Here is a 23,598-nt window from a genome sequence, read left to right on the forward strand (position 1 = left end):
ATAATTATGGATTCTGGTCTACACCAGAATGACATACATATTAACGCTACTACTAGGGGTATGCGACGAAGTAATCTTTTAAGCTTAATCACATCGATTATCCCTGTTATTAGGTATTTTGGATTATTATAGTATCTTTATCGGCAACCTAATCCATTAAAAACCTACGTATTATGTTTATTATCTTCGGAACAAGAGGGATAAAACACACTGTGAGTGAAAGTCCTGTATTATCAAATTCATGTCCAAACTGTAATGATGGAAATCTGGTAAATAAACTTTATCGCAGATGGTTTACCCTATTCTTTATTCCTGTAATCCCATTGGATACTGTGGATAGATTTTATGAATGTGATCGCTGCAAGAGTGCGTATAATGAAAGTATAAAAACAGTATTACAGCGCTCTCAGGAGGAGATTAGCGAAAACCAAAAACGGGCAACTTCTGTCTATGCAAAAGCATTAGTGGCTTCTATGACACATATGTCTGTAGTAGATGGTAATTTTGCTCCAGAGGAAGAACGTGAGATTATGGATGCTATTGAAGGCTTCCCGGAAATGAAAGATGAGTTAATGGCGATACATAAAAATGTAAAGGTAAATGCTAATAAAGATAATCAGGTGTTTGATTTCCTCAATAGCGCACGAAGTGAGTTATCATCAGAAGCCTTAATTAATATTTTGGCCCAGGCAGCTGTAGTATTATTAGCAGATGGCGCTATCGAAAAAGAAGAAGAAACGTTGATGAAAGAATATTTGATTGCCTGTGGATTACCAAAAGAAATGTATCAGACCTTGATCGATAAGTTGAAACAAAAGGATATGACCGAAATCAAAAAAGAACAATTGAATTAGAATTATAATAACCGTCAATTCAAGTGATTTTTCGTAATGACCTCTCGACTCCGCTCGAGGTGACAGAAGAAAAATCGTATCGAGAATAGGTTTTTAATTAAATATGAATTAGAATTCTTTTCCATAAAAACAAAAGTAGCCAACGGCAAATTGGCTGTTTTTTTGTTCTTATTGAAAACCACATACTCTACCATCAAATCGATTTGTCATTCCAGCGTATACTGGAAATCTATAATAAGATGTTGAATTTATAATACGAATCATAGACCTCACAGGTTTTCAAAACCTGTGAGGTCTTTGGTTGAAATCGAATTTATTTAGTTAACAATAACAGAAACGCTTGTCACCCTGAGCTTGTCTAAGGGCTGTCGAAGTACTGCCAAAGCCTGTCGAAGTGTGCCACCCTGAGCCCTTCGACAAGCTCAGGACAGGCACTGTCGAAGGGTACTCATACCAATCCGCAGTTTTTAACACTAACAAAGTAACATTTTTATGTACTTTGCTACCCTCTAAAGCACAACATACTTCATCATCTATGAAAACAGTACATTCTATTGTCTTGGTCTCTATCCTTTTTATAATTGCATGCCATACCACATATGCCCAAATAGAAAAAGATACAATAGTAGCATCACAATATTATCAAAAAGCAGATTCTTTATTAACAGAAAGGGAGTACGATAGCTCTATCGAATATTTTACAAAAGCGTTACCTATTTATCAAAAAGCAAAAGCTTGGGGAAAAGTAGCGAGTTGTTACAATAATATTTCTGAAAATAGTTGGCGTGCGTTAAAACTAAAAGAGTCACTAAAGCAATCTGAAAGAGCATTATTCATTTGTAATACCTACTTAACAAATGATCACAAAGAAAAAGTACTATCTTATGACAATATAGGTCATTATTACAGATTATCTTCAGATTATGATAAAGCATTAATATATTTTAAAAAAGCATTTATTATCCGGCGCAAATTATATTCTGAAGGGCATTATAGTTTTGCTATATCGAATAGGAATATCGGTTCTATTTATTATTATAAATCTAAATATAAGATTGCGGTAGAATATTTTGAAAAAGCATTAGCTATTAATTTAAAAGTATTAGATCCTGAACATCCTAAAATAGTAAACTCCTATAATAATATCGCTATTATTTATGATGAGTTAGGTGAATTTAACAAGGCATTAGACTATTACAATAAAAACCTAATAATAGATATTAAAAAGTATGGAGAGGATCACAAAAATCTTATGCCGACTTACAATAACATTGGAGTCACATATGATAACCTTGAGCAGTATGATAATGCGTTAAGTTATTATAAAAAAGCTTTAAAAATTGATCCCGAAAAAAGTCAATCAGATCTTCTAATTAATATATATAATAATATTGGAGTTATTTTTAAAAAGAAAGGTGAATACGATAAAGCGATATATTACCAAAAAAAAAGTTTAGATATCGCAATCAATCACTTAGGAGAACATCATCCCACAATTGGGAAGGTTTATATGAACATAGGAATTAGTAATAAAAGACAAGGTAATCTGAAAAAAGCACTAGATTATTACATAAAAGCATTACAAAATTTCAAACTTGTTTTTGGAAATAATCACTATAGAACTGCTCAAGTATTTGATAATATTGGAAATTTATATTCTTCTCAAAAAGAGTATGACAAAGCGCTGCAATATCACAAAGAAGCATTAGTTATACGTAAAAATATCTCTGCCAAGGAGAATCCTGATGTTGCGAGAACCTATGCAAACATTGCAGATACATATCTTGAAATGGGGATATCTAAAGACGCGTTACTATATTATAATAAAGGGGTAACAATCCTAAAAAATTTGTATGGAGAAAAACATATTCTTGTAGGGTCTTACTATAATGATGTTGCAACTGTGTATAACAAACAAAAAGAATACGCAAAAGCCATTGATTATTTTGATAAAGCATTATTAAGTAATACGAAAAATATTAACTCATACACTAAAAAAGATAGTATTAATTTTGATCAATATTACAACCTTAATTTCCTGTTAGAAAGTCTGTATGGAAAGGCTAACACGCTTCAATCTAGATACCTGGAATCTAATGACAAATTCCATCTTGATCATAGTGTTCTTATTTACAAAAATATAGATATTCTGATCAATGATATCAGACAAACCTTTACCAACTATCAAGACAAATTGACTTTTGCCAAACAAGCTAAAGAAATCTATCAGGATGCTATAGCAACACAACTTCTGCTACATGTTGCACAAAACAATCCGCAATCTTTAGAAAAAGCCTTTTATTATACCGAGAAAAGTAAAGCCAATATATTAAAAGAATTACTTAATGATGCAAATGCCAAAAAATTTACTGGGCTACCAGAAAACCTTGTTATTTTAGAAAAAGATTTGAGAATTAATCGCTCTTTTTACCAATCAAAAATCACAGAAGAACAATCAGAACAAGAAATAGATACTGAAAAAATGAAAGACTATGAAAGCAGACTATTTGATATCAAGAGAAAACAAGATTCCTTAACTGAAATCTTAGAAAACAACTATCCTAAATACCATCAGTTTAAGTATCGAAATGATATTATTGCCGTCACTGATATTCAACAACAATTAGATGATAAAACAACATTGTTAGAGTTTTTTACAGGAGATAGTATCTCTTACGCATTTACTATTTCCAAAAACAATATCGATGTACAAGAATTAGCTATCCCAAAATTAATTGAAGAAATAGAAGAGTTTCGCAAAAGTATCATCGATCAAAATGTACAATCTTATAAAAAACAAGCAAGTCTATTATATAATAAACTAATAGCTCCTATAGCAAGTAAGTTGGTGGGAGATCAATTGATCATCGTTCCAGATGGGCCTCTATGGCATCTTAATTTTGATTTATTACTCACTCAAGAGGACAAATCTAATAATCCCGAAGAATGGTCTTATTTAGTTAGAGATCGCGTAGTTACTTATGCTAATTCTACGAATCTATTATTTGGAGCTTTCAAAACCAATCAACAGTCAGAGATTCTAGAGGAATGCCTTGCGTTTTCGTTTTCTGATAGTACACAATCGGGCGAAACTCGAGCAATACCTTTGGCAACACTAAGAGGTGTGAGAGGTGATCTCCCGGGAACTCGTAAAGAGATCAAAGCGATCTCAGACATTATCGACGGGCAATATTATTATGGCTCGCAAGCGGTAGAAGCTAATTTTAAGAACAATGCAAGTCAATATAATATTTTACACTTAGCCTTGCATGGTGATGTAGATAATGAACGTCCAGAGAACTCAAGACTCTATTTTACCAAAAGCAAAGATACTATAGAAGATAACCTACTGTATAGTCATGAATTATTTGCTTTGGATATTCCGGCAGAACTCGCAGTATTGAGTGCCTGCAATACAGGAACGGGTAAAATTGCCAAAGGAGAAGGGATTATGAGTTTGGGGAATGCGTTTCAGTATGCTGGTACAAAAAGTTTGTTACTAAGCAGTTGGGAAGTTCCTGATGATACCACACCAGAATTAATAAAATACTTCTATACTAATCTAAAAGCTGGTATGAATAAAGGCAAAGCCTTACAACAAGCCAAGTTAGAATATTTAGCCACAGCCGATCGATATCACAAAGCTCCTTTTTATTGGGGAGGATTCTATTTGGTAGGTGACGCTGCACCAATGCATTTTGATGACCATGCCATAGTATATTGGGCTATCGGATTAGGCGTTTTGGGAGTAATACTCTTTGCTGGGTTTTGGTATAGGAGAAGAAATAAGTTTAACTAGTATTAGCAGCCCTGTCAGGTTTTTAAAACCTAACAGGACTTGGTATGTAAGTTGTCATTCCAGCCCTTCGACTCAGCTCAGGATAAACTAAAGGTTGGAATCCATAATAAAGTGCTCCAAAGCAGATCCTAGATCAAGTCTGGGATGACAAGTATAAATAGTGTTGATATAATATTTTGCAAAACCATGTGTATATGCCAAAAAAAGACTGGTTCTACCAAATTCAAATTAAATGTTTACTTTTACATCGTACAAATAGTACACGTTCTTTGTAATACCATACTCCATAGTTCTTGAATTATGTCAATTAGAAATTCGATTGACATTGAAGTTTAATTTTTAAAACTATGTATGATGAATTGGAAAATTCAAAAACTATTGAATGGAGAGACGATTGTCTCCAAAGAACCCGGTAATTCTATGTTACCCATTCTAAAATCAAAACAACCTGTTGTTCTTGAACCCGTAAACTGGGAAGATTGTGAAGCAGGAGATATTGTTTTTTGTAAAGTAAGAGGTAACTGTTTTACGCATTTGGTCAAAGGAAAAAATGCAAAACGAGGATTACTAATCGGTAATAACCGAGGACGCCTTAATGGGTGGACCAAAAATGTTTATGGTAAAGTAATAGAAATATTACCGACATCATAAAAGTAGCGCTAAGAGCGCTTTTTTTGTTTATATACATTACCGTTTTATTAAAGTAAATTTAAATGACTACCCGCAATAGAGGAAGAGAAGCCAGCGATGATCGCCTGTTTGGGGAGATGTCAATGCAGAAAAAATTAAAAGAAGCAGCAAAAGATATGCTGTACCTCCTTTCTCGTGGCTTTGCAGAAAAATCATCTGTACAATTGGTAGGAAATCGCTATAAACTTAATGCCAGACAGCAAAAGGCTTTGCATGGTATGAGTTGTAGTGAGCAGCAAATCGCGATTCGCAAAGAACGTATGGTACTGCCAAAAATGTTAAAAGGACAAACCATAGCAATAGACGGATTTAATCTATTAATTATTCTCGAAAGTGCTTTGTCTGGAGCATACATTTTTAAAGGTCTTGATGGATATTATCGAGATGTATCTAGCGTTCATGGGACATACAAACGAGTCCAAAAAACAGAAGAAGCGATTCTAATCATAGGAAATACACTTCATAAGCTAGGAGTCAATTTAGTACATTGGTATTTTGATGCACCGGTTTCTAATAGCGGAAAACTAAAAACAACACTTCGAGAATTAGCAGAACACTACCATTTTCCTTGGACAATAGATTTGGTTAATAATCCAGATAAAAAATTGGCAAATTCAAAACATATTGTGGTGAGTTCTGATGCTTGGATACTGGACAGAGCACAAAAAAATACTAATCTTGCTGCTTACCTAATTGATCATTATATACAGAAAGCAAATATTGTATTAGCAGAATAATACGTCAAACTAAGCTTTCCCTCAATCAAACTAAGCTTTCCCTCAATCTGTATTTCATAAAATAGAGATCTCCTGTATTTTTGAGTAAACCAATAAACAATAGTATGTTTTTAATCTAGAAGTCAAAATTGGAATCAGAAATCAAAAGAAGTAAAATAAAAGGGAGGAATGTAACATTAAGGTATAGAATAAAGCATATAAAAGTTTATTCCTAAAAGAAATTTGATGGATGTTGGAGGAATTAATTTTAGGTTGGTTAGTTGTGTGAAACGGATGCGGCAAGGGGTAGTCGCTTCCGTTTCAATTTTTTATGTAAGAAAGAGTATTGGATGTATAGCAAAAAAAAGAGCTTCTAGACAGAAGCTCTTTTTCTGGTTAAAATAAGGTGCAGTCAGTGATAACCTTATTTTTCTGGATCAAACCATTCTCCCCTGGCATTCGTATACACAGTTTTAGAATCATTACCCATGGCTAAAACTAATTTGTAGTTTCCAATTTTATCGGTATATGCTTCTGCAATACTAGCTCCGGGAAAATCCTTTTCTACGGCAGCTTTAATAATTTCAGAAAGCTTGTCAACTTTAAGAGGTTGGTAGTTATCCTGAACTTCTACTACTTCAATTGGATCAAGAGGAAGAACTTCTTGAGATTGTTGTGCAGAAACGTTTTGCATCGAAAATACAATAGCACATAATAAGGCGATCATAGGTATCTTTTTCATCTATTCAATTCATTTAATTATACATTATAGTATATTTAGAAATAATCATTCCATAAGACAAACTAAAACACAAAGAGCTGTTTGTTAAGTGTTTAAAGGTAAGTTGGTTTTTTTAGAAGTATAGTAATTGTTGATGAAACCCCTATTGTATGTAGATATATTTCACATTTAAAAAGCGAAAGGATATTGACGAAATCTATGGTTGACTGATTTATTATGATAATTTTTACATTAGTTTAATAGAAGAGTTTCTACTTTTGAAAGCAATAATCAACTAGAACGACTATCACAGAGTGAAATTGTCAAAAACAGTACATCTGACCACTAAAACAGCAAAATAAATAGATGAGATACACCACATTACCAGGAACAGACATCAATGTAAGTAAAATATGTCTGGGTAGTATGACCTGGGGAGAACAAAATACAGAAATTGAAGGGCATCAACAATTAGATTACGCAATCGACCAAGGGGTTAATTTTATTGACACAGCAGAATTGTATTCTGTACCAGCCAAAAAAGAGACTCAAGGAAGTACAGAAAAAATTATCGGAACTTGGTTAAATAAGAGAGCCAAACGAGATGATGTGGTTATTGCATCTAAAATTGTCGGACCAAGTGATTTTGCAAAACATATTAGAACAGGTGGGTTTACAAAAGTAGAATTAGAGGATGCAATACATAAGAGTCTTCAGAGATTACAGACAGATTATATCGATTTATATCAATTACATTGGCCAGAACGAAATACTAATTTCTTTGGTGTAAAAGGGTATATACATGATACTTCAGAACAATGGAATGATAATTTTGCAGAAATACTAAGTTTTCTTCAAGATTTTATTAAGGAAGGAAAAATAAGACAGATTGGAATTTCAAATGAAACCGCTTATGGTGTGATGCGTTATGTTGAAGAAGCTCGAAAAGGGCTGCCAAAAATAATTACGGTTCAGAATCCTTATAATTTATTAAACCGAAAAGACGAAATTGGTCTGACTGAAGCACTTCATCGAGAAAACATTGGACATTTACCATATTCTCCATTAGGTTTTGGAATGCTTACAGGAAAATATTTAGAAGAAATTCCTAAAAACTCCAGAGTAGATCTATTTCCTAATTATAATCGTTATATGAATGAGAATAGTTATAAAGCGACTCGTGCATATAATGAAATAGCAAAGCAACATGGTTTAAGTCTAACTCAAATGGCGTTGGCCTTTGTGAATGATCGTCCATTTGTCACTAGTAATATTATTGGAGCAACTTCTTTAGACCAGTTAAAAGAAAATATTGGTAGTATTGATCTTAGGCTTTCTGATGCAGTTCTAAAAGAAATTGAAGCCGTACACGAGAATACTCCTAATCCGGCACCTTAAGCAAACAAATACTCAACTACATCTTCAATTTTGGTAACCATCTGAATTTGAATTTGGGCGTTTTGTAATGATATTTTATTGTATTTGGAGACGAAAATAGTAGAGAAACCTAGTTTCTCTGCTTCTTGTATACGTTGTTCAACTTTGGTTACGGGGCGTATTTCTCCTGCTAGTCCAACTTCTGCTGCAAAGCAAAAATCTTTGGCGATAGAGATATCTTCGCTAGAAGATAATATCGCGGCGACAACCGCAAGATCTATTGCAGGATCATCTACTGAGATACCTCCTGTGATATTTAAGAATACATCTTTTGCACCCAATCTAAAACCGGCTCGCTTTTCCAGGACTGCCAGGATCATATTAAGACGTTTTAGATTATATCCTGTTGCACTGCGCTGAGGTGTGCCGTATACGGCTGTGCTAACCAAAGCTTGTATTTCTATCATAAGAGGTCGCATACCTTCTACTGTAGAAGCTATAGCAGTACCACTTAATTCTTCGTCTTTTTTTGAAATTAGAATTTCACTGGGGTTAGAGACTTCTCGTAACCCGCTTCCTAACATTTCGTATATACCAAGTTCTGAAGTAGATCCAAAACGGTTTTTTAGAGCCCTTAGGATACGATACACATGATTCCGATCCCCTTCAAATTGCAATACAGTATCTACCATATGCTCCAGTATTTTGGGTCCTGCAATATTTCCGTCTTTTGTAATATGACCGATTAGTAATACCGGTGTAGCAGTTTCTTTAGCAAACTTGATCAATTCTGTAGTGCATTCTCTTATCTGTGAAATACTTCCCGCACTACTTTCTATGTAATCACTATGTAATGTCTGTATAGAATCTATAATCACAATATCAGGTTGTGTTTCTTCAATTTGCCTGAATATATTTTGAGTTTTGGTTTCAGTAAGAATTAGGCAGTTATCTGTTTTTGAAGTTATACGTTCTGCTCGCATTTTGATCTGTTGCTGACTTTCTTCTCCTGATACATATAGAGTCTTATATGGTAGTTTAAGGCTGATTTGTAATAAAAGTGTACTTTTTCCTATTCCAGGTTCGCCACCTAATAATGTTAAAGAACCAGGAACTAATCCTCCGCCAAGTACCCGATTAAGTTCACTGTCATCAGTGTTATAACGAGCTTCCTGACTTGTGTCAATTTCTGAAATCCTTAAAGGCTTAGCTATTTTGGTTATCTTTGGAGTAGTACTAGCACTTTTCCAGTCGCTTGCAGATGCTTTTTGAACTACTTCTTCGGCAATAGTATTCCATTGTTTACATGATGTACATTGTCCTTGCCATTTGGCATATTGTGCTCCACAGTTCTGACAGAAAAAAACAGTTTTGATTTTGGCCATAAAAAAGATCAATAAGAATGTAAAAGTACTATTATTTTGATAACCTTATAAACAAAAAAGACCCTGAAAACAGGATCTTTTTATTCTTAGTATGAGGTAAAGTTTACCAACCAAAATCTTCTTTGATTTTGTTTACTTTATCCAGCATATAATCTTTGGTTAAAAAAGCAACTTCTGCAAGCTGAAAACCACTTTCGTATGCTCTCATTGCTTTTTTAGGCTCTCCTGTTTGCTCATAAAACATACCTAGATAATAATGTCCTAACATCAAATCAGAGTGCTCTTTTATTGCTAATTTACCTAGAGGTTCTAATTCTGACCAGTTCTCATTTTTTTCTATAGCTGTTGATACGGCAATAAAATCGTTTATTCTTATTTTTCGTTTGATACCATATAACTTTTCTGTAGTTCTATATATGTCTACCAAATAATCATAAGGAGAAGACTCTAAAGTAAGGAGCACTTCTTTATACGTTTTTTTGCTTATCGGACGATACATTTCAAAAATTCCTTCAAGAGCTTTTGGAATTGCTCTTCCTACCAATGTATAATGAGAGGATTCGTCAAAATTATCAAATGTATAACTCATTTCAGGGTTCTCTATCGTAGATAATTGTTCATCCAAAGCTACTACACTTTGTTTGATGTTATCTGCATCATTGGTTGCAGTGGCAAGGTAATACCAGATATCCGCAGCTGTAGAAAGTGTACTGTTAATTCGTTCACCCATTGGTGGAGCTAATTCTGGACTTATACAGATATACCCTTGAAAAATAGGATTGTCTTTAAATAGAAAATAATTAATGAAATTGGCTGTATAATCATGGCCAACAATTATTTTTAATTGTGCGGTACGGTAGTTTTGATTGATATAAGGCACAAGTTCTTGGCCTATAAATTCAAAGAATTCTGCCCCTTTAAGTTCTGGTAAAAACTCTGCAGTATCATACCTACAATCGTCTTCTCTAGTCTTTCTTTGATTAACACCAACTACTATCGATTCGGGCATGTCTTCCCAATAAGAAAAATAATCTACATTACCTGCAACGGGTTCAAATAGATAATCCCCGTCCAATACAATAATCAAAGGATATATTTTATCTTCATTTTTTTTGTAATTACGAGGAAGTTGAATTTTTAACTCTCTACTTTGATCTAGTTTTATTGATCTGAAAGACTCATAAATTACCTGTCCATAACTGGAAGCGACAAAAACAAAAGCTATAATAAGAGTTACACTTTTTTTCATAAGTATGTTAAGATTACGGTTAAGCAAGGGACAATATATAAATTATTTCCTTATTTCTCTCTGTTTAAAATGGGGAGAAATAAAAAGGATAACGCTCCGATAATTATATTTATTGCGGTCTGAGACCCCCATAATATCCAACCAAAGGCTTCTCCGGCAGGTTTTTCTATGTCAAAAAGCATTAAAATTGCTGCAATTGCTAATGGAAATGCGCCAATACCTCCATTAGTAGTAGACATAGCCAACGATCCAACAACAAAGGTTGCCAATATAGGACCGATTGTTAATGAAGCTGTTTCGGGAACGGTAAATTTAATCACATAAAACATGGCTAGATAAAGTGTCCAAATAAGAAATGTATGAAAAACAAAAGCCCCTTTCTGCTTCATTTTTGATATTGTTTTTATGCCTTCTAAAAGACCATAACCAAAACTACGCAGCTTAATTAGTAAAGGATTTTCTGAAGTTTTTATCATTCTAAGGAAAACGATGCCAACAATTAATAAACCTAATAAAATAACAAGAGTAATGAATGGACTTGCAATTTTTTCTTCTAAATAGGATAATAAATGTTCTGATTGAAAAAGTAATGTGATTCCTATAATTAATAATAGCATAATCAAATCGATCACTCTTTCAGAAATTATAGTACCAAAAGATTTCTTGAATGGAATATTTTCATAAGTAGAAATAGTACCTCCACGAAGAATTTCACCAGATCTAGGAATTCCTAAATTTGCAAGATATCCTATCATAACAGCCATAAAGCTGTTTGATGTTTTTATTGAGAATCCTAAAGGTTCTAATAAAAATTTCCATCGATACGCTCTTGAAAGATGAGATGTAATTCCCATGATAAGGGATAAAAGAATCCATTTTGGATCAGCTTGAGTAATATATTGAAGTGTTTTTTGTCTTTCTTCAGGTGTTGCAGAAGAGATAGAATACCAAATTAAAAAAACTCCCAATGCTAATGGGAGTATAATTTTAAGAAACTTTATAAGTTTAGGATTCACTATTTACTTTAATAAATTATTTTCCTCATTCGGAAAAAGTAATTGCGGCTTGAAGTTTTTAGCATCTTCAATATCCATCATAGCATAGGTAATTAATATGAGGACATCTCCTTTTGCTACTTTTCGTGCAGCAGCACCATTCAGCGTGATTTCACCACTATTTCTAGGGCCTGGAATAGCATATGTTTCCAAACGCTCACCATTGTTATTATTTACGATCTGCACTTTTTCTCCTTCAATAATATTAGCAGCATCCATTAGATCTTCATCAATAGTTATACTACCGATGTAATTGAGGTCGGCGCCAGTCACTTTAACGCGATGAATTTTTGATTTTACTACGTGTACAAACATGTTACAAAGTTAGTTATTTTTTAATTTAGGGCAATGTTATCAATGAGTCTTATTTCTCCTGCGAATACAGCTATAAAAGCTCTGTATTTTGTGTCTTTTTGTTTTCGCTTTATGGATTTTAGATCAGATACCTTAGCAATTTCGAAATATTCTAATTGTAGTTCACTATTGTTTTTGAATTGATCTGATACCCATTTGTTTAGATAGGAAACACTTTTTGTGCCAAACTCCTTTTTTACTTGTTTTAGAGTAGAATAAATCAATGGAGATATATCGAGTTGTCTTTGGTTTAACCTCTTATTTCGGGAACTCAGAGCTAATCCACTTTCTTCCCTATAAATCGGACATCCAATAATTTGCACTGACATTTTTTCAATTTCAACTAACTTTTTGACAATCTGTAGTTGCTGAAAATCTTTTTCTCCAAAATATGCTTTGTTTGGAGTTATAATATTAAAAAAATGCTTTAACACTGTTCCGACTCCATCAAAATGTCCAGGTCTAAATTTGCCCTCCATTTCATGCTCCAATCCTTTAAAATCATATTTAATAGATAACATTTCGTCTCCATAGACCTCTTTTGGTGTTGGAGCAAATACAATTATTTCTTCAGAAAGAACTGATAAAAGTTTAATGTCCTCATCTAAAGTCCTGGGATAATTAACTAAATCCTCAGAGGTGTTAAACTGTGTAGGGTTAACAAAAATACTAACTATTACTTTTTGATTTTCTTCGAGAGCTCTCTCTATCAGGGCAAGATGCCCTTTGTGTAATGCTCCCATAGTAGGGACAAAACCAATGGTTTTCTTCTGCTTATTAAAAGCTGCAACATCGGTTAGTATATCTAGTCTTTTTTTGTGAACCCGCATTGTTGTATAACTTAAAGGCGTGCAAAAATAAGATATTACTGGCAGACTGCATAAATTTTCGTAATTTTGCAAAATTAATTCCAAAAGGAGGACGATAAAAGTATCGATTATATGAAAGATAAGAGGATATTGTATGTATCATCAGAAGTAATACCTTACCTACCAGAGACTGAAATCTCATCTATGTCTTTTGAAGCGCCAAGAATGGTAAATAGCAAAGGGGGTCAAATAAGAATTTTTATGCCTAGATATGGTAATATTAATGAAAGAAGGCATCAGTTGCATGAGGTGATAAGACTTTCGGGTATGAATTTAGTTATTAATGATTTAGATATGCCTCTTATCATTAAAGTGGCTTCTATTCCAAAAGAGAGGATGCAGGTTTACTTTATTGATAATGAAGATTATTTTAAAAGGAAGGCAACTTTAACAGATGAAGAAGGAAAATTATTTCCTGATAATGACGAACGAGCAATCTTTTTTGCCAAAGGGGTTATTGAAACGGTTAAAAAGTTAAACTGGTCGCCAGATGTAATTCATGTACACGGTTGGCTTGCTTCACTCCTACCGCTATACTTGAAAAACTATTATGCTAATGAACCACTTTTTGGTCATAGTAAAATAGTAACTTCGGTATATAACCATGGATACGAAGGTACCTTGGATATGAAAATGATGGAAAAAGTGAAGTTTGACGGAATAGATGAAGAAAAAATAAGTGATTTGGCAAAACCAACATATAGTAATCTTATGAAGGTGGCTGTTGATAATTCTGATGCTATAATTGTAGGGTCTGAAGAAATTCCGGCAGAACTTGTAGAACACTTAAAGACTATAGACCAACCAGTTTTAGAATATAAAAAACCAGATGAATTTGCAGATGCCTATGAAGCTTTCTATCAAACGGAAGTGTTGGTATAAGCAAAACGATGAAATTATTTATGAAATTGAAGAACATTTTAATTAGAACTACAGTTATAGTAGCTGTTGTTTCTACCTTTTTGTCTTGTGATGACGATTTTAATACAGTTGGTAGTGAGGTTATAGGAGATGTTAATTTTGAAGACAATCAATATACAGCGATTCCTGTAGCGTTTAGTAGAAAATTTGACAGAGTACGTACAAATAGTCTGCCTCGTGATTTACAAGGAGCAATTCATTCTAATATATTGGGAGTATATAACGATCCGGTATACGGTCAATCTGTATATAGTATCTTATCCCAGGTTCAACCATCTCAATTTAGCCCAAGTTTTGGAACTAATGCGGTCTTGGATAGTGTTGTTTTTAGTCTACCCTATTCTAGTACTATTACGGGGACTACATCGGTTGCGATAAGTGAAACGGTTACTGAAACGGCAACTACATATAGACTGGATTCTATATACGGAGATTCGCCATTTAGGCTTTCAATTTATAAATCAGATTACTTTTTAAGAGATTTTGATCCAGCTTCTAATGATAGACAAGTGTATTATTCTGATGATATCGAGACTAATTTTGGACCAGAGGTAGAAGGAACTTTATTACACACTGATAATGCTTTTGCACCTTCTGCAGAAGAGATTATTTTAACAACACAAACAACTGCTGCTGATGGTACGGTGACATCAAACCGTGAACGCGTATCTCCAAGACTAAGAGTTAAGTTTTCTGATGAGGTTGTAGCACAGTTTAAAACATTGTTTTTGGATAAAGAAGGTAGTATAGAATTAAGTAATGTGAATAATTTTCGAAACTACTTTAGAGGAATTTATATTAAGGCAGAACCTTTAAATGATACAGGAAATCTATTATACCTTAATACTGCTGGAGCACAGCTAACATTACATTATAGTTTTGATACGACTACTACGGCAGATGATGGTTCTGTAATTAGAGATGATGGAGAATTGGCCTTAGGTTTTTCTAATATTATCATGAATTCTATAAAAACCGATTTTGATCCGACTATTGCAGACGAATTACTTCCTGAAAACCAAGATTCGACTAATGGAGAGGCTGATTTATACCTAAAAGGAGGTGCAGGATCATATGCAGTAATAGATTTGTTCGGTGGTAATGTTATTAATGAAAATGGAGAGGAAGAAAATGAGCTTAGTTTTCTAAAAAGACAAGATTGGTTAATAAACGATGCAAGTCTTAAATTTTATATTAATCAAGATAAAGTTTTGCCAGGAGTTACTGAACCAGAAAGAATCTTTATTTTTAATACAGAAACGGGAGAAGTGCTCGTAGACTATCTTGTGGATCCATCTATAACTGCTGATTTTCCAATTGTTTCTGGAACAAATCACTTAGGACGAATTAGTAGAGATTCAGATGGTAATGGAGAGTTTTATAGAATACGTATTACACAGTATATCTTAAATGTCCTGAATGATCAATTTGATAATGTAAAACTCGGATTATCAGTTTCTCAAAATGTAAACATAATAACAAGTTCAATCGGTGATACCCCTATCACTAATAATGAGGTGATCCCCACCTCGTCAATAGTTTCCCATGAAGGGACAGTTCTCTATGGAAATGGAGCAAGTGTTCCTGAGTCTAAACGTTTAAAACTGGATATTTTTTATACAGCATCAAAAAACAACTAACAAAAAAACTTAAATCATGTGCGGAATAGTAGGGTACATAGGCCATAGAGAAGCCTATCCAATTGTTTTAAAAGGATTAAAAAGATTAGAATATAGAGGATACGATTCTGCAGGAATCGCTTTATATGACGGTAATGATATTAAATTGTCTAAAACCAAAGGCAAAGTTGCAGATCTTGAAGAACGAATAGTAAAAGAGATTCCTTTAGAAGGAAATATAGGGATTGGTCATACAAGATGGGCTACACATGGAGTGCCTAACGACGTAAATTCTCATCCACACTATTCTAATTCTGGGAATTTGGTGATTATACATAATGGTATAATCGAGAATTATGATGCCCTTAGGAAAGAATTGATAAATAGAGGGTATTCGTTTACATCTGAGACTGATACCGAGGTATTGGTCAATCTTATCGAGGATGTAAAAACTAAAGAAAATGTAAAATTAGGTAAAGCGGTTCAAATTGCACTTAATCAAACCGTAGGTGCATACGCAATCGCTGTTTTTGATAAACAAAAACCTGATGAGATTGTTGTTGCCAGATTAGGAAGTCCGTTAGCAATAGGAGTGGGTGAAGATGAATTTTTCATCGCTTCAGATGCTTCTCCTTTTATAGAATACACAAATAATGCTATTTATCTTGAAGATGGAGAAATGGCAATAGTTCGTAGAAATAAAGGAGTAAAAGTAAGAAACATTAAAGATGATAGTTTGGTAGATCCTTATTTACAGGAACTACAAATTAATCTAGAGCAGATAGAAAAGGGTGGATATGATCACTTCATGCTTAAAGAGATTTATGAACAACCTAACGCTATAAGTGATACCTATAGAGGTAGAATGCGGGTGGCTGATGGAATTATAAAAATGGCAGGAATAGATGATAACCTGGCTAAGCTTTTAAATGCTAAGCGTATTATCATTATAGCTTGTGGTACTTCTTGGCACGCAGGTTTGGTTGCAGAATATATTTTTGAAGAATTGGTTCGTATACCAGTAGAAGTAGAGTATGCTTCAGAATTCAGATATAGAAATCCTGTTATTCATCAGGATGATGTGGTGATAGCAATATCTCAGAGTGGAGAAACTGCTGATACAATGGCTGCAATCAAATTAGCAAAAGAAAATGGAGCTTTTGTTTTTGGAGTTTGTAATGTTGTGGGGTCTTCTATTTCTAGAGAAACTCATGCAGGTGCATATACACATGCAGGACCAGAAATCGGAGTGGCTTCTACAAAAGCATTCACAACACAAATAACCGTTCTATCTTTGATAGCCCTTAAACTAGCTGAAAGAAAAGGAACAATTTCAAATAGTGATTTTCATTACTATTTACAGGAATTAGAAAGAATTCCTGAAAAAGTAAAGTTAGCTTTAGAGTCAAATGATCATATTAAATTTATCGCAGATACTTATAAGAATGCAAAGAACTTCTTATACTTAGGTAGAGGATTTAATTTCCCGGTAGCATTAGAAGGAGCCTTAAAGTTAAAAGAGATTTCATATATACATGCAGAAGGATATCCGGCTGCAGAAATGAAGCATGGACCAATTGCATTAATTGATGAACAAATGCCTGTTGTAGTAATTGCAACCAAAAAAGGTCATTATGACAAGGTTGTAAGTAATATTCAGGAGATTAAATCCCGAAAAGGAAAAATCATAGGTATAGTTACCGAAGGAGATGTGACTGTAAAAGAATTAGCGGATCATGTAATAGAGATACCAGAAACGGAAGAGTTTTTGGCCCCGCTCCTTACTACCATACCACTACAATTATTGTCGTATCATATAGCGGTTATGCTTGGTAAAAATGTGGATCAACCTAGAAATTTAGCAAAATCGGTAACAGTAGAATAATATATCTATTATAAAAAAGAATTTCAAAAAAGACCACCTATTCAAGGTGGTCTTTTTTTATGACAAGAAATAGATGTTTTCTTGCACACTTACATTAGTAGTAGAAAAACCCAAATGATTATTTTTTTAAAATTTTAAATCCTATAAAATTTAATCCATTATAGTTTTGTTAACTTTTTAAATCGGTTAAATACGTTTTTTTTCGATAAAAAACATATTTTTCTTTGATTTTAATAAAAAAGAGTTAATTTTGCGACCTTAATTTATATTTTTACTATGCGCGCATAGTAAAGTTAACTTGATTAATAAATCTATTTTATGAGAACAATTATATTAGTGTTTATGCTTTTTGTTGGAGTCATTAGTACTGCACAAAATGTTATCAATGGTAAAGTTGTAGATGAATTCAATCAACCTATTCCTGGAGTTAGTGTTGCATTAAAAGGTACTACAGAGGGGACTATTTCAGATTTTGATGGAAATTTTTCTTTGACTGTCAGTAAAGCGTATCCTTTTACCTTGGAAGTCAGTAGTGTTGGTTTTGAAACTGGTACCGTTGTCGTTACTTCTGGCTCAGGTGATTTAACCATTACGTTAACAGAAATAACTTTTCTTGATGAATTAGTTATCTCTGCATCTAGAGCTCCTGAACGATTATTTGAATCACCAGTAAGTATTGAGAGATTTGGTGTAAAAGAAATAAAGAATACAGCTTCTGCAGATTTTTATGGTGGTCTTGAAAATTTAAAAGGTGTGGATATTAACACTAATAGTTTGACCTTAAAATCAATTAATACTAGAGGTTTTGCAACTTTTGCAAATACAAGATTTGTACAATTAGTTGATGGTATTGATAATACAGCGCCAGCACTTAATTTTGTGTTAGGAAACCTTATTGGTATGAGTGAATTGGATGTGCAAAGTGTAGAATTACTACCTGGTGCATCTTCAGCATTATATGGTGCGAATGCATTTAACGGGATACTTTTTATGAACAGTAAAAGTCCATTTGATCATCAAGGAATCAGTGCTTATGCAAAAGGTGGTCTTACTTCTCAAGAAGCAGCAGGAGACAATGAGTTTTATGATTATGGAGTAAGAATGGCACATGCTTTTTCAGATAAGTTTGCTGCCAAAGTGAATTTATCTATATTAAGAGGAACTGATTGGTTGGCTGCTGATAAACAAGATTTATCTAATCCAAATTCAACAAGAGAAAATGATCCTGGGTATAATGGGGTGAATGTATATGGAGATGTTGTCGCTCAGACTTTAGATAGAGTTGGTGCTCAATTAGTGGAAGGCGGATTTTTAACTCCTGCTCAAGCAAGTCTTTTGCCAAATACATTGGTAAGTAGAACGGGTTATAATGAAGCAGACCTTAACGGAAATGATGCAGAGAGTTTAAAATTTGACGCAGCGTTACATTATAGACCGTTCGCAAATGATCTTGAGATTATTTATAATGGAAGATTTGGTAGAGGAACTACAGTTACTCAGGATGCTAATAGAACATCATTAAGAAATTTCTTTTCACAACAACATAAATTAGAAGTCAAAAACGATAATTTCTTTGTAAGAGGATATGTGACTGCTTCAGATGCTGGTGATTCATATGATATTCGTTTTACAGGTATAAATGTTAACAGAGCATGGAAGGGCGATAATCAATGGTTTGCAGAATATGCCGGAGCTTATCTTACGGCTTTAGGTGCTACTGGATCAGAAGAACAAGCACATGTAGCTGCAAGACAAGTTGCAGAAACTGGTCGTTTAATTCCGGGAACTCCTGAGTTTAATACAGCTTTTGATGCTGTAACCTCTAATCCTGATTTAACAGAAGGATCTAGAGTAAAAGATGAATCACAATTTAGACATGCAGATGCTAACTATAATTTTAGTCATATTACTAAAGATTTTGCAGATATTCAAGTAGGTGGTTCTGTTAGAGAGTATAAGCTAAATTCTTTTGGTACTGTTTTTACAGATGCTAACGGACCTATTAAATATTCAGAATTTGGAGTATATACTCAAGTTCAAAAGAAATTATTAGATGACAGGTTAAAAATTACCGGTTCTGTACGTTATGATAAGTCTCAACTATTTGATGGTAATTTTTCTCCAAGATTTTCTGTGGGATATACTTTAGGAGCGAACAGAAATCGTAATCTTCGTGCGTCAATACAAACAGGTTTTAGAAATCCAACTACTCAAGATTTATATATTGGGTTAGATATCGGAGCAAATGCCTTACTTGGTTCTGCGCCAGATAACCTTGATAGATATGTTATACAAGATCCTTCTGGTAACCAAATTACAGGAAGAGATGCATATGAGAATTCATTCTCTGCTAGATCAGTACTTGAAGGAAATCCTACTGCTGCAAATATTGATATTGTAAAACCAGAAAGGATTACTGCGTACGAAGTTGGGTATAGAGCACAATTTGGATCTGTTATTTTAGACGGTAGTGTATACTATAACCAATATGAGGATTTTATTGCTAATGAAAATGTAATAGTTCCAGGTGTAGGTAGAGTAAATGGTACGCCAGCAGAACAAGCTGCTGCTGCTACCGCTGCTGCGAATATTCAAACTAGAAAAATATTTACAGCGTCTACTAACTCTGATGTAGATATTAGTTCGTATGGTTTCATTGCTGGTGTTACAACTGAAATAAAAGGTTTAGATTTAGGCGTGAATTATACTTTTGCAGAGCAAGATTTTGACCAAAATGAAGATCCTGATTTTGTGAGTGGTTTTAATACGGCTAAGCATAGAGTAAAGGCAACGTTTGGTAAAGATGAGTTGTTTAAGAATTTTGGTTTCAATGTGAGTGGAAGATGGAGTGATGAATATTTATGGGAATCTGATTTTGGAACAGGAATGATCCCTTCTTTTACCGTTGTTGATGCGCAGATTAACTATGCTATTCCTAAACTAAAAACTAAATTAAAAATAGGAGCTAATAATATTACAGGAGAAGAGTACTTTACAGCTATTGGTTCTGGATTTATTGGTTCTCAATACTATGTAGGTTTAATAATAAACAACCTATAGGAAGGAAAAAATTCTTAGAGTTTATAAAGCCTGTTTGATTTTTATCAGACAGGCTTTTTTGTTTCCACAAAAGTTTTAAAAAAAGAATTGTGATAAATGAAGTTTTCAATTATCAATAAATTTAAATAATAGTTTTTTTTATCATAAAAACACAAAGTTTTGGCTATTTTATTGAAAAATTACTAAAAAAACGTATATTGTTATCATAACTATTAAAACTCAGGGGTATGAAAAAAATTACATTAGTGATAATGCTAATGGTAGGTGTTATTGCTACTGCACAAACAACAATTAAAGGAAAAGTAGTTGATGAAAGTAATCAACCAATTCCAGGAGCTAACATTGCATTAGAAGGTGCTCGAGTGGGCACAGTTACCGATTTTGATGGGCTTTTTTCTTTAACAGTAGAAAATTCTCCGCCTTTTACCATAGTAGTAAGTACTGTTGGATTTGAATCTTCTTCAATTGATATTTCTTCTTCAGTTGACGATTTAGTCATTACTTTAAAAGAAGGTACCGAACTTGATGAAGTAATTGTTTCTGCCTCAAGAACACCAGAACGTATATTCGAATCACCCGTAAGTGTAGAACGATTTGGAATAAAAGAAATTAAAAATACAACCTCGGTTGATTTCTATGATGGGCTGGAAAATTTAAAAGGAGTCGATATTAATACCAATAGTTTAACTTTTAAATCAATCAATACCAGAGGTTTTGCTGATTTTGCAAATACTCGTTTTGTGCAATTAGTAGATGGAATGGATAATACATCTCCTGCTCTTAATTTTGTTTTAGGGAATCTTTTAGGGATGACAGAATTGGATGTGAATAGTGTCGAACTATTGCCAGGAGCATCATCTGCATTATATGGTGCAAATGCTTTTAACGGAATCCTATTTATGACCAGTAAAAATCCATTTGATCATCAAGGAATCAGTGCTTATTTTAAAGGAGGAATTACCTCACAAGATGCCGCTGGAGATAATGAGTTCTATGATTATGGAATTAGGCTCGCGCATAAGTTTTCTGATAAGTTTGCTGCAAAAGCAAATTTCTCTTATCTACGAGGAACAGACTGGTTTGCGACAAGTACAGTTAATGTTTTAGACACCGCTACAGATCGATCAGACCCTAATTATGATGGTCTTAATGTATATGGTGATGAGGTGAGTACGAATATAAGGGGTGTTGGAGAGCTACTTGTGGGTAGAGGGATTTTACCTCCTGGAGCAGAAAATCTATTGCCAGATGAGAATGTTAGTAGAACAGGATACGATGAACAGGATTTAAATGCATACAATGCAGAAAGTATAAAGTTTGATGCTGCTTTACATTATAGACCGTTCGCTAATGATTTTGAAATAATTTATAATGGAAAAGTAGGTCGAGGAACTACAATTTACCAAGGAGCTAACAGGTATTCAATTCGTAATTTTTTCTTGCAACAACATAAAATAGAATTTAAAAACAACAATTTCTTTGTAAGAGGATATTTGACAGATGAAAGTGCTGGAGACTCATATGACACACGTTTTACAGGGATAAATATCAACCGATCATGGAAAGATGACCCTACTTGGTTTGGAGAATATGCAGGAGCTTTTGTACAGGCGACGCTGGCAGGAGTTTTGCCAGAACAAGCACACGCCTTGGCAAGACAAACTGCTGATACAGGACGTATATTACCAGGTACTCCAGAATTTCAACAAGCTTTTGAGGCCGTAACTAATGATGCTGATTTGGCAACAGGTTCAAAATTTCAAGATGCTACTCAACTAAGACATGTGGATGTTAATTATAACTTTAGTCATATTACTTCAGATTTTGCTGATATACAGGTAGGGGGTTCATTTAGAGAATATAAGTTAAATTCTTCAGGAACAATTTTTACAGATTTTGATGGCCCTATTCGTTATTCAGAATTTGGTATATATACACAAGCTCAAAAGAAGCTTGCTGATGAAAGATTAAAGATTACCGCATCTGTACGTTATGATAAGTCACAGTTATTTGATGGTAATTTCTCTCCGAGATTATCTGTAGGGTACACATTAGGAGAAGATAGAAATCATAATATTCGTGCCTCTGTACAAACTGGATTCAGAAATCCTACTACTCAGGATTTGTATATTGGTTTGAATGTTGGGCGAGCAGTATTGGTAGGTTCTGCAGAAGATAATTTGGATAGAGATGTAAGGGTTTTTGATGATGTGAGTGGAGCTGGTGTTGGTATTCTGGGATCCGATACGGTGACGATAACTGGTAGATCAGCATATGAGAATTCTTTTTCTGCAAGTTCCGTAGAAAATGGAGCGCCAGTAGCTTCTGGTGCAAATCTCGTAGAACCAGAAAAAATCACGGCATTTGAAGTGGGATATAGAGGAAAGGTCAAAAAATTTATAATTGATATAAGTGGATACTATAATCAGTATAAAGATTTTATCTCTACACAAAATGTTATTGTTCCGTATTATGGTCAAGTATCAGATATTGCAAGTGGAGATTTGACTGCGTTAGCAGCATTAGATAACAGAGATTTTGCAGTTTATCAGGCGTATACAAACTCTGATGTTGATATCAAATCCTTGGGAGCAACCGTAGGTGTTACTACCAAAATTCATGGTTTTGATGTAGGAGTCAACTATACATTTACAGAACAAGATTTTGATAGAGATGAGGATCCTGATTTCAGAACTAATTTTAATACCCCTAAGCATAAAGTGAAAGGTACTCTGGGACATACAAATGTGTTTAAAAACTTTGGATTTAATACGAGTTATAGATGGAGCGATAGTTATTTTTGGGAAGCTGCTTTTGGAGATGGAAACATTCCTTCTTTTTCTGTTATAGATGCACAGATAAATTATAAAATTCCAAAACTAAAAACTACACTTAAGGCAGGAGCAACAAATATAGGAGGAGATGAATATTTTACTGCATTTGGAACAGGGTTTATAGGATCTCAGTACTACATTGGGCTAACAATAAACAACTTGTAAGAAAATAATAATGAATTCTATTAAAGAAATTTAGATATGAAAAAG

16 protein-coding genes are annotated in these 23,598 nt (G+C 33.8%); 10 read left to right on the forward strand and 6 right to left on the reverse strand.

Features of this window, described 5'->3' with window-relative positions; translation table 11 throughout:
- Nucleotides 1-173 precede the first annotated feature (173 nt).
- The 4 genes from PQF96_RS07350 (at nt 174) to PQF96_RS07365 (ending at nt 6,080) form a co-directional block, all read left to right on the forward strand.
- Nucleotides 174-854, forward strand: a complete 681-nt coding sequence (locus tag PQF96_RS07350; protein WP_109435020.1) for a TerB family tellurite resistance protein — start codon at nt 174-176, stop codon at nt 852-854.
- Between the two features lie 535 nt (nt 855-1,389).
- Nucleotides 1,390-4,653: a CHAT domain-containing protein gene (locus PQF96_RS07355; RefSeq protein ID WP_271765587.1), complete on the forward strand. Its 3,264-nt coding sequence runs from the start codon at nt 1,390-1,392 to the stop codon at nt 4,651-4,653.
- Between the two features lie 354 nt (nt 4,654-5,007).
- Nucleotides 5,008-5,304: a phage repressor protein gene (locus tag PQF96_RS07360; protein WP_200825093.1), complete on the forward strand. Its 297-nt coding sequence runs from the start codon at nt 5,008-5,010 to the stop codon at nt 5,302-5,304.
- Nucleotides 5,305-5,366: 62 nt separating this feature from the next.
- Nucleotides 5,367-6,080: a DUF434 domain-containing protein gene (locus PQF96_RS07365; protein WP_271765588.1), complete on the forward strand. Its 714-nt coding sequence runs from the start codon at nt 5,367-5,369 to the stop codon at nt 6,078-6,080.
- 403 nt (nt 6,081-6,483) lie between these two features.
- Here the strand turns inward: PQF96_RS07365 and PQF96_RS07370 are convergent, their stop codons facing one another.
- Nucleotides 6,484-6,801 (reverse strand): hypothetical protein, encoded by a 318-nt coding sequence (locus PQF96_RS07370; protein WP_271765589.1) that lies wholly within the window; start codon nt 6,799-6,801, stop codon nt 6,484-6,486.
- A 345-nt stretch (nt 6,802-7,146) separates the two neighbouring features.
- Here PQF96_RS07370 and PQF96_RS07375 point away from each other — a divergent pair, with 345 nt between their 5' ends.
- Complete coding sequence (locus PQF96_RS07375; RefSeq protein WP_271765590.1) at nt 7,147-8,178, forward strand: aldo/keto reductase; 1,032 nt, start codon at nt 7,147-7,149, stop codon at nt 8,176-8,178.
- On the opposite strand, the gene radA is transcribed toward PQF96_RS07375, so the two are convergent.
- The 5 genes from radA to panC form a co-directional block, all read right to left on the reverse strand.
- Nucleotides 8,175-9,542 (reverse strand): DNA repair protein RadA, encoded by a 1,368-nt coding sequence (gene radA, locus PQF96_RS07380; RefSeq protein WP_271765592.1) that lies wholly within the window; start codon nt 9,540-9,542, stop codon nt 8,175-8,177. The two genes, PQF96_RS07375 and radA, sit on opposite strands and share 4 nt — an antisense overlap.
- Before the next feature lie 103 nt (nt 9,543-9,645).
- Complete coding sequence (locus tag PQF96_RS07385; protein WP_109435027.1) at nt 9,646-10,791, reverse strand: alpha/beta hydrolase; 1,146 nt, start codon at nt 10,789-10,791, stop codon at nt 9,646-9,648.
- A gap of 50 nt (nt 10,792-10,841) precedes the next feature.
- Complete coding sequence (locus PQF96_RS07390; protein ID WP_271765593.1) at nt 10,842-11,807, reverse strand: lysylphosphatidylglycerol synthase transmembrane domain-containing protein; 966 nt, start codon at nt 11,805-11,807, stop codon at nt 10,842-10,844.
- A gap of 3 nt (nt 11,808-11,810) precedes the next feature.
- Entirely contained in the window at nt 11,811-12,161 is a 351-nt protein-coding gene (gene panD / locus PQF96_RS07395; protein WP_109435029.1) for an aspartate 1-decarboxylase, read from the reverse strand.
- Nucleotides 12,162-12,181: 20 nt separating this feature from the next.
- Nucleotides 12,182-13,030 carry a pantoate--beta-alanine ligase gene (gene panC, locus PQF96_RS07400; protein ID WP_143918615.1) on the reverse strand — a complete coding sequence of 283 codons (849 nt, stop codon included), beginning with the start codon at nt 13,028-13,030 and terminating at the stop codon, nt 12,182-12,184.
- Between the two features lie 111 nt (nt 13,031-13,141).
- On the opposite strand from panC, the gene PQF96_RS07405 reads away from it, so the two are divergent.
- The 5 genes from PQF96_RS07405 to PQF96_RS07425 all read left to right on the forward strand — a co-directional run bounded on the left by PQF96_RS07405 (nt 13,142) and on the right by PQF96_RS07425 (nt 23,553).
- Nucleotides 13,142-13,951, forward strand: a complete 810-nt coding sequence (locus PQF96_RS07405) for a glycogen/starch synthase (RefSeq protein ID WP_109435031.1) — start codon at nt 13,142-13,144, stop codon at nt 13,949-13,951.
- Nucleotides 13,952-13,971: 20 nt separating this feature from the next.
- Nucleotides 13,972-15,630 (forward strand): DUF4270 domain-containing protein, encoded by a 1,659-nt coding sequence (locus tag PQF96_RS07410; protein ID WP_271765594.1) that lies wholly within the window; start codon nt 13,972-13,974, stop codon nt 15,628-15,630.
- Nucleotides 15,631-15,646: 16 nt separating this feature from the next.
- Nucleotides 15,647-17,494: a glutamine--fructose-6-phosphate transaminase (isomerizing) gene (gene glmS, locus PQF96_RS07415; RefSeq protein ID WP_109435033.1), complete on the forward strand. Its 1,848-nt coding sequence runs from the start codon at nt 15,647-15,649 to the stop codon at nt 17,492-17,494.
- Between the two features lie 318 nt (nt 17,495-17,812).
- The gene (locus PQF96_RS07420) at nt 17,813-20,554 is read left to right on the forward strand and encodes a TonB-dependent receptor (protein ID WP_271765595.1); all 2,742 of its coding nucleotides are present in this window, start codon (nt 17,813-17,815) and stop codon (nt 20,552-20,554) included.
- Nucleotides 20,555-20,781: 227 nt separating this feature from the next.
- Complete coding sequence (locus PQF96_RS07425; RefSeq protein WP_271765597.1) at nt 20,782-23,553, forward strand: TonB-dependent receptor; 2,772 nt, start codon at nt 20,782-20,784, stop codon at nt 23,551-23,553.
- Nucleotides 23,554-23,598 lie beyond the last annotated feature (45 nt).

Origin of the sequence: Aquimarina algiphila (assembly GCF_947494415.1) — a bacterium.
Classification (GTDB): Bacteria; Bacteroidota; Bacteroidia; order Flavobacteriales; family Flavobacteriaceae; genus Aquimarina; species Aquimarina algiphila.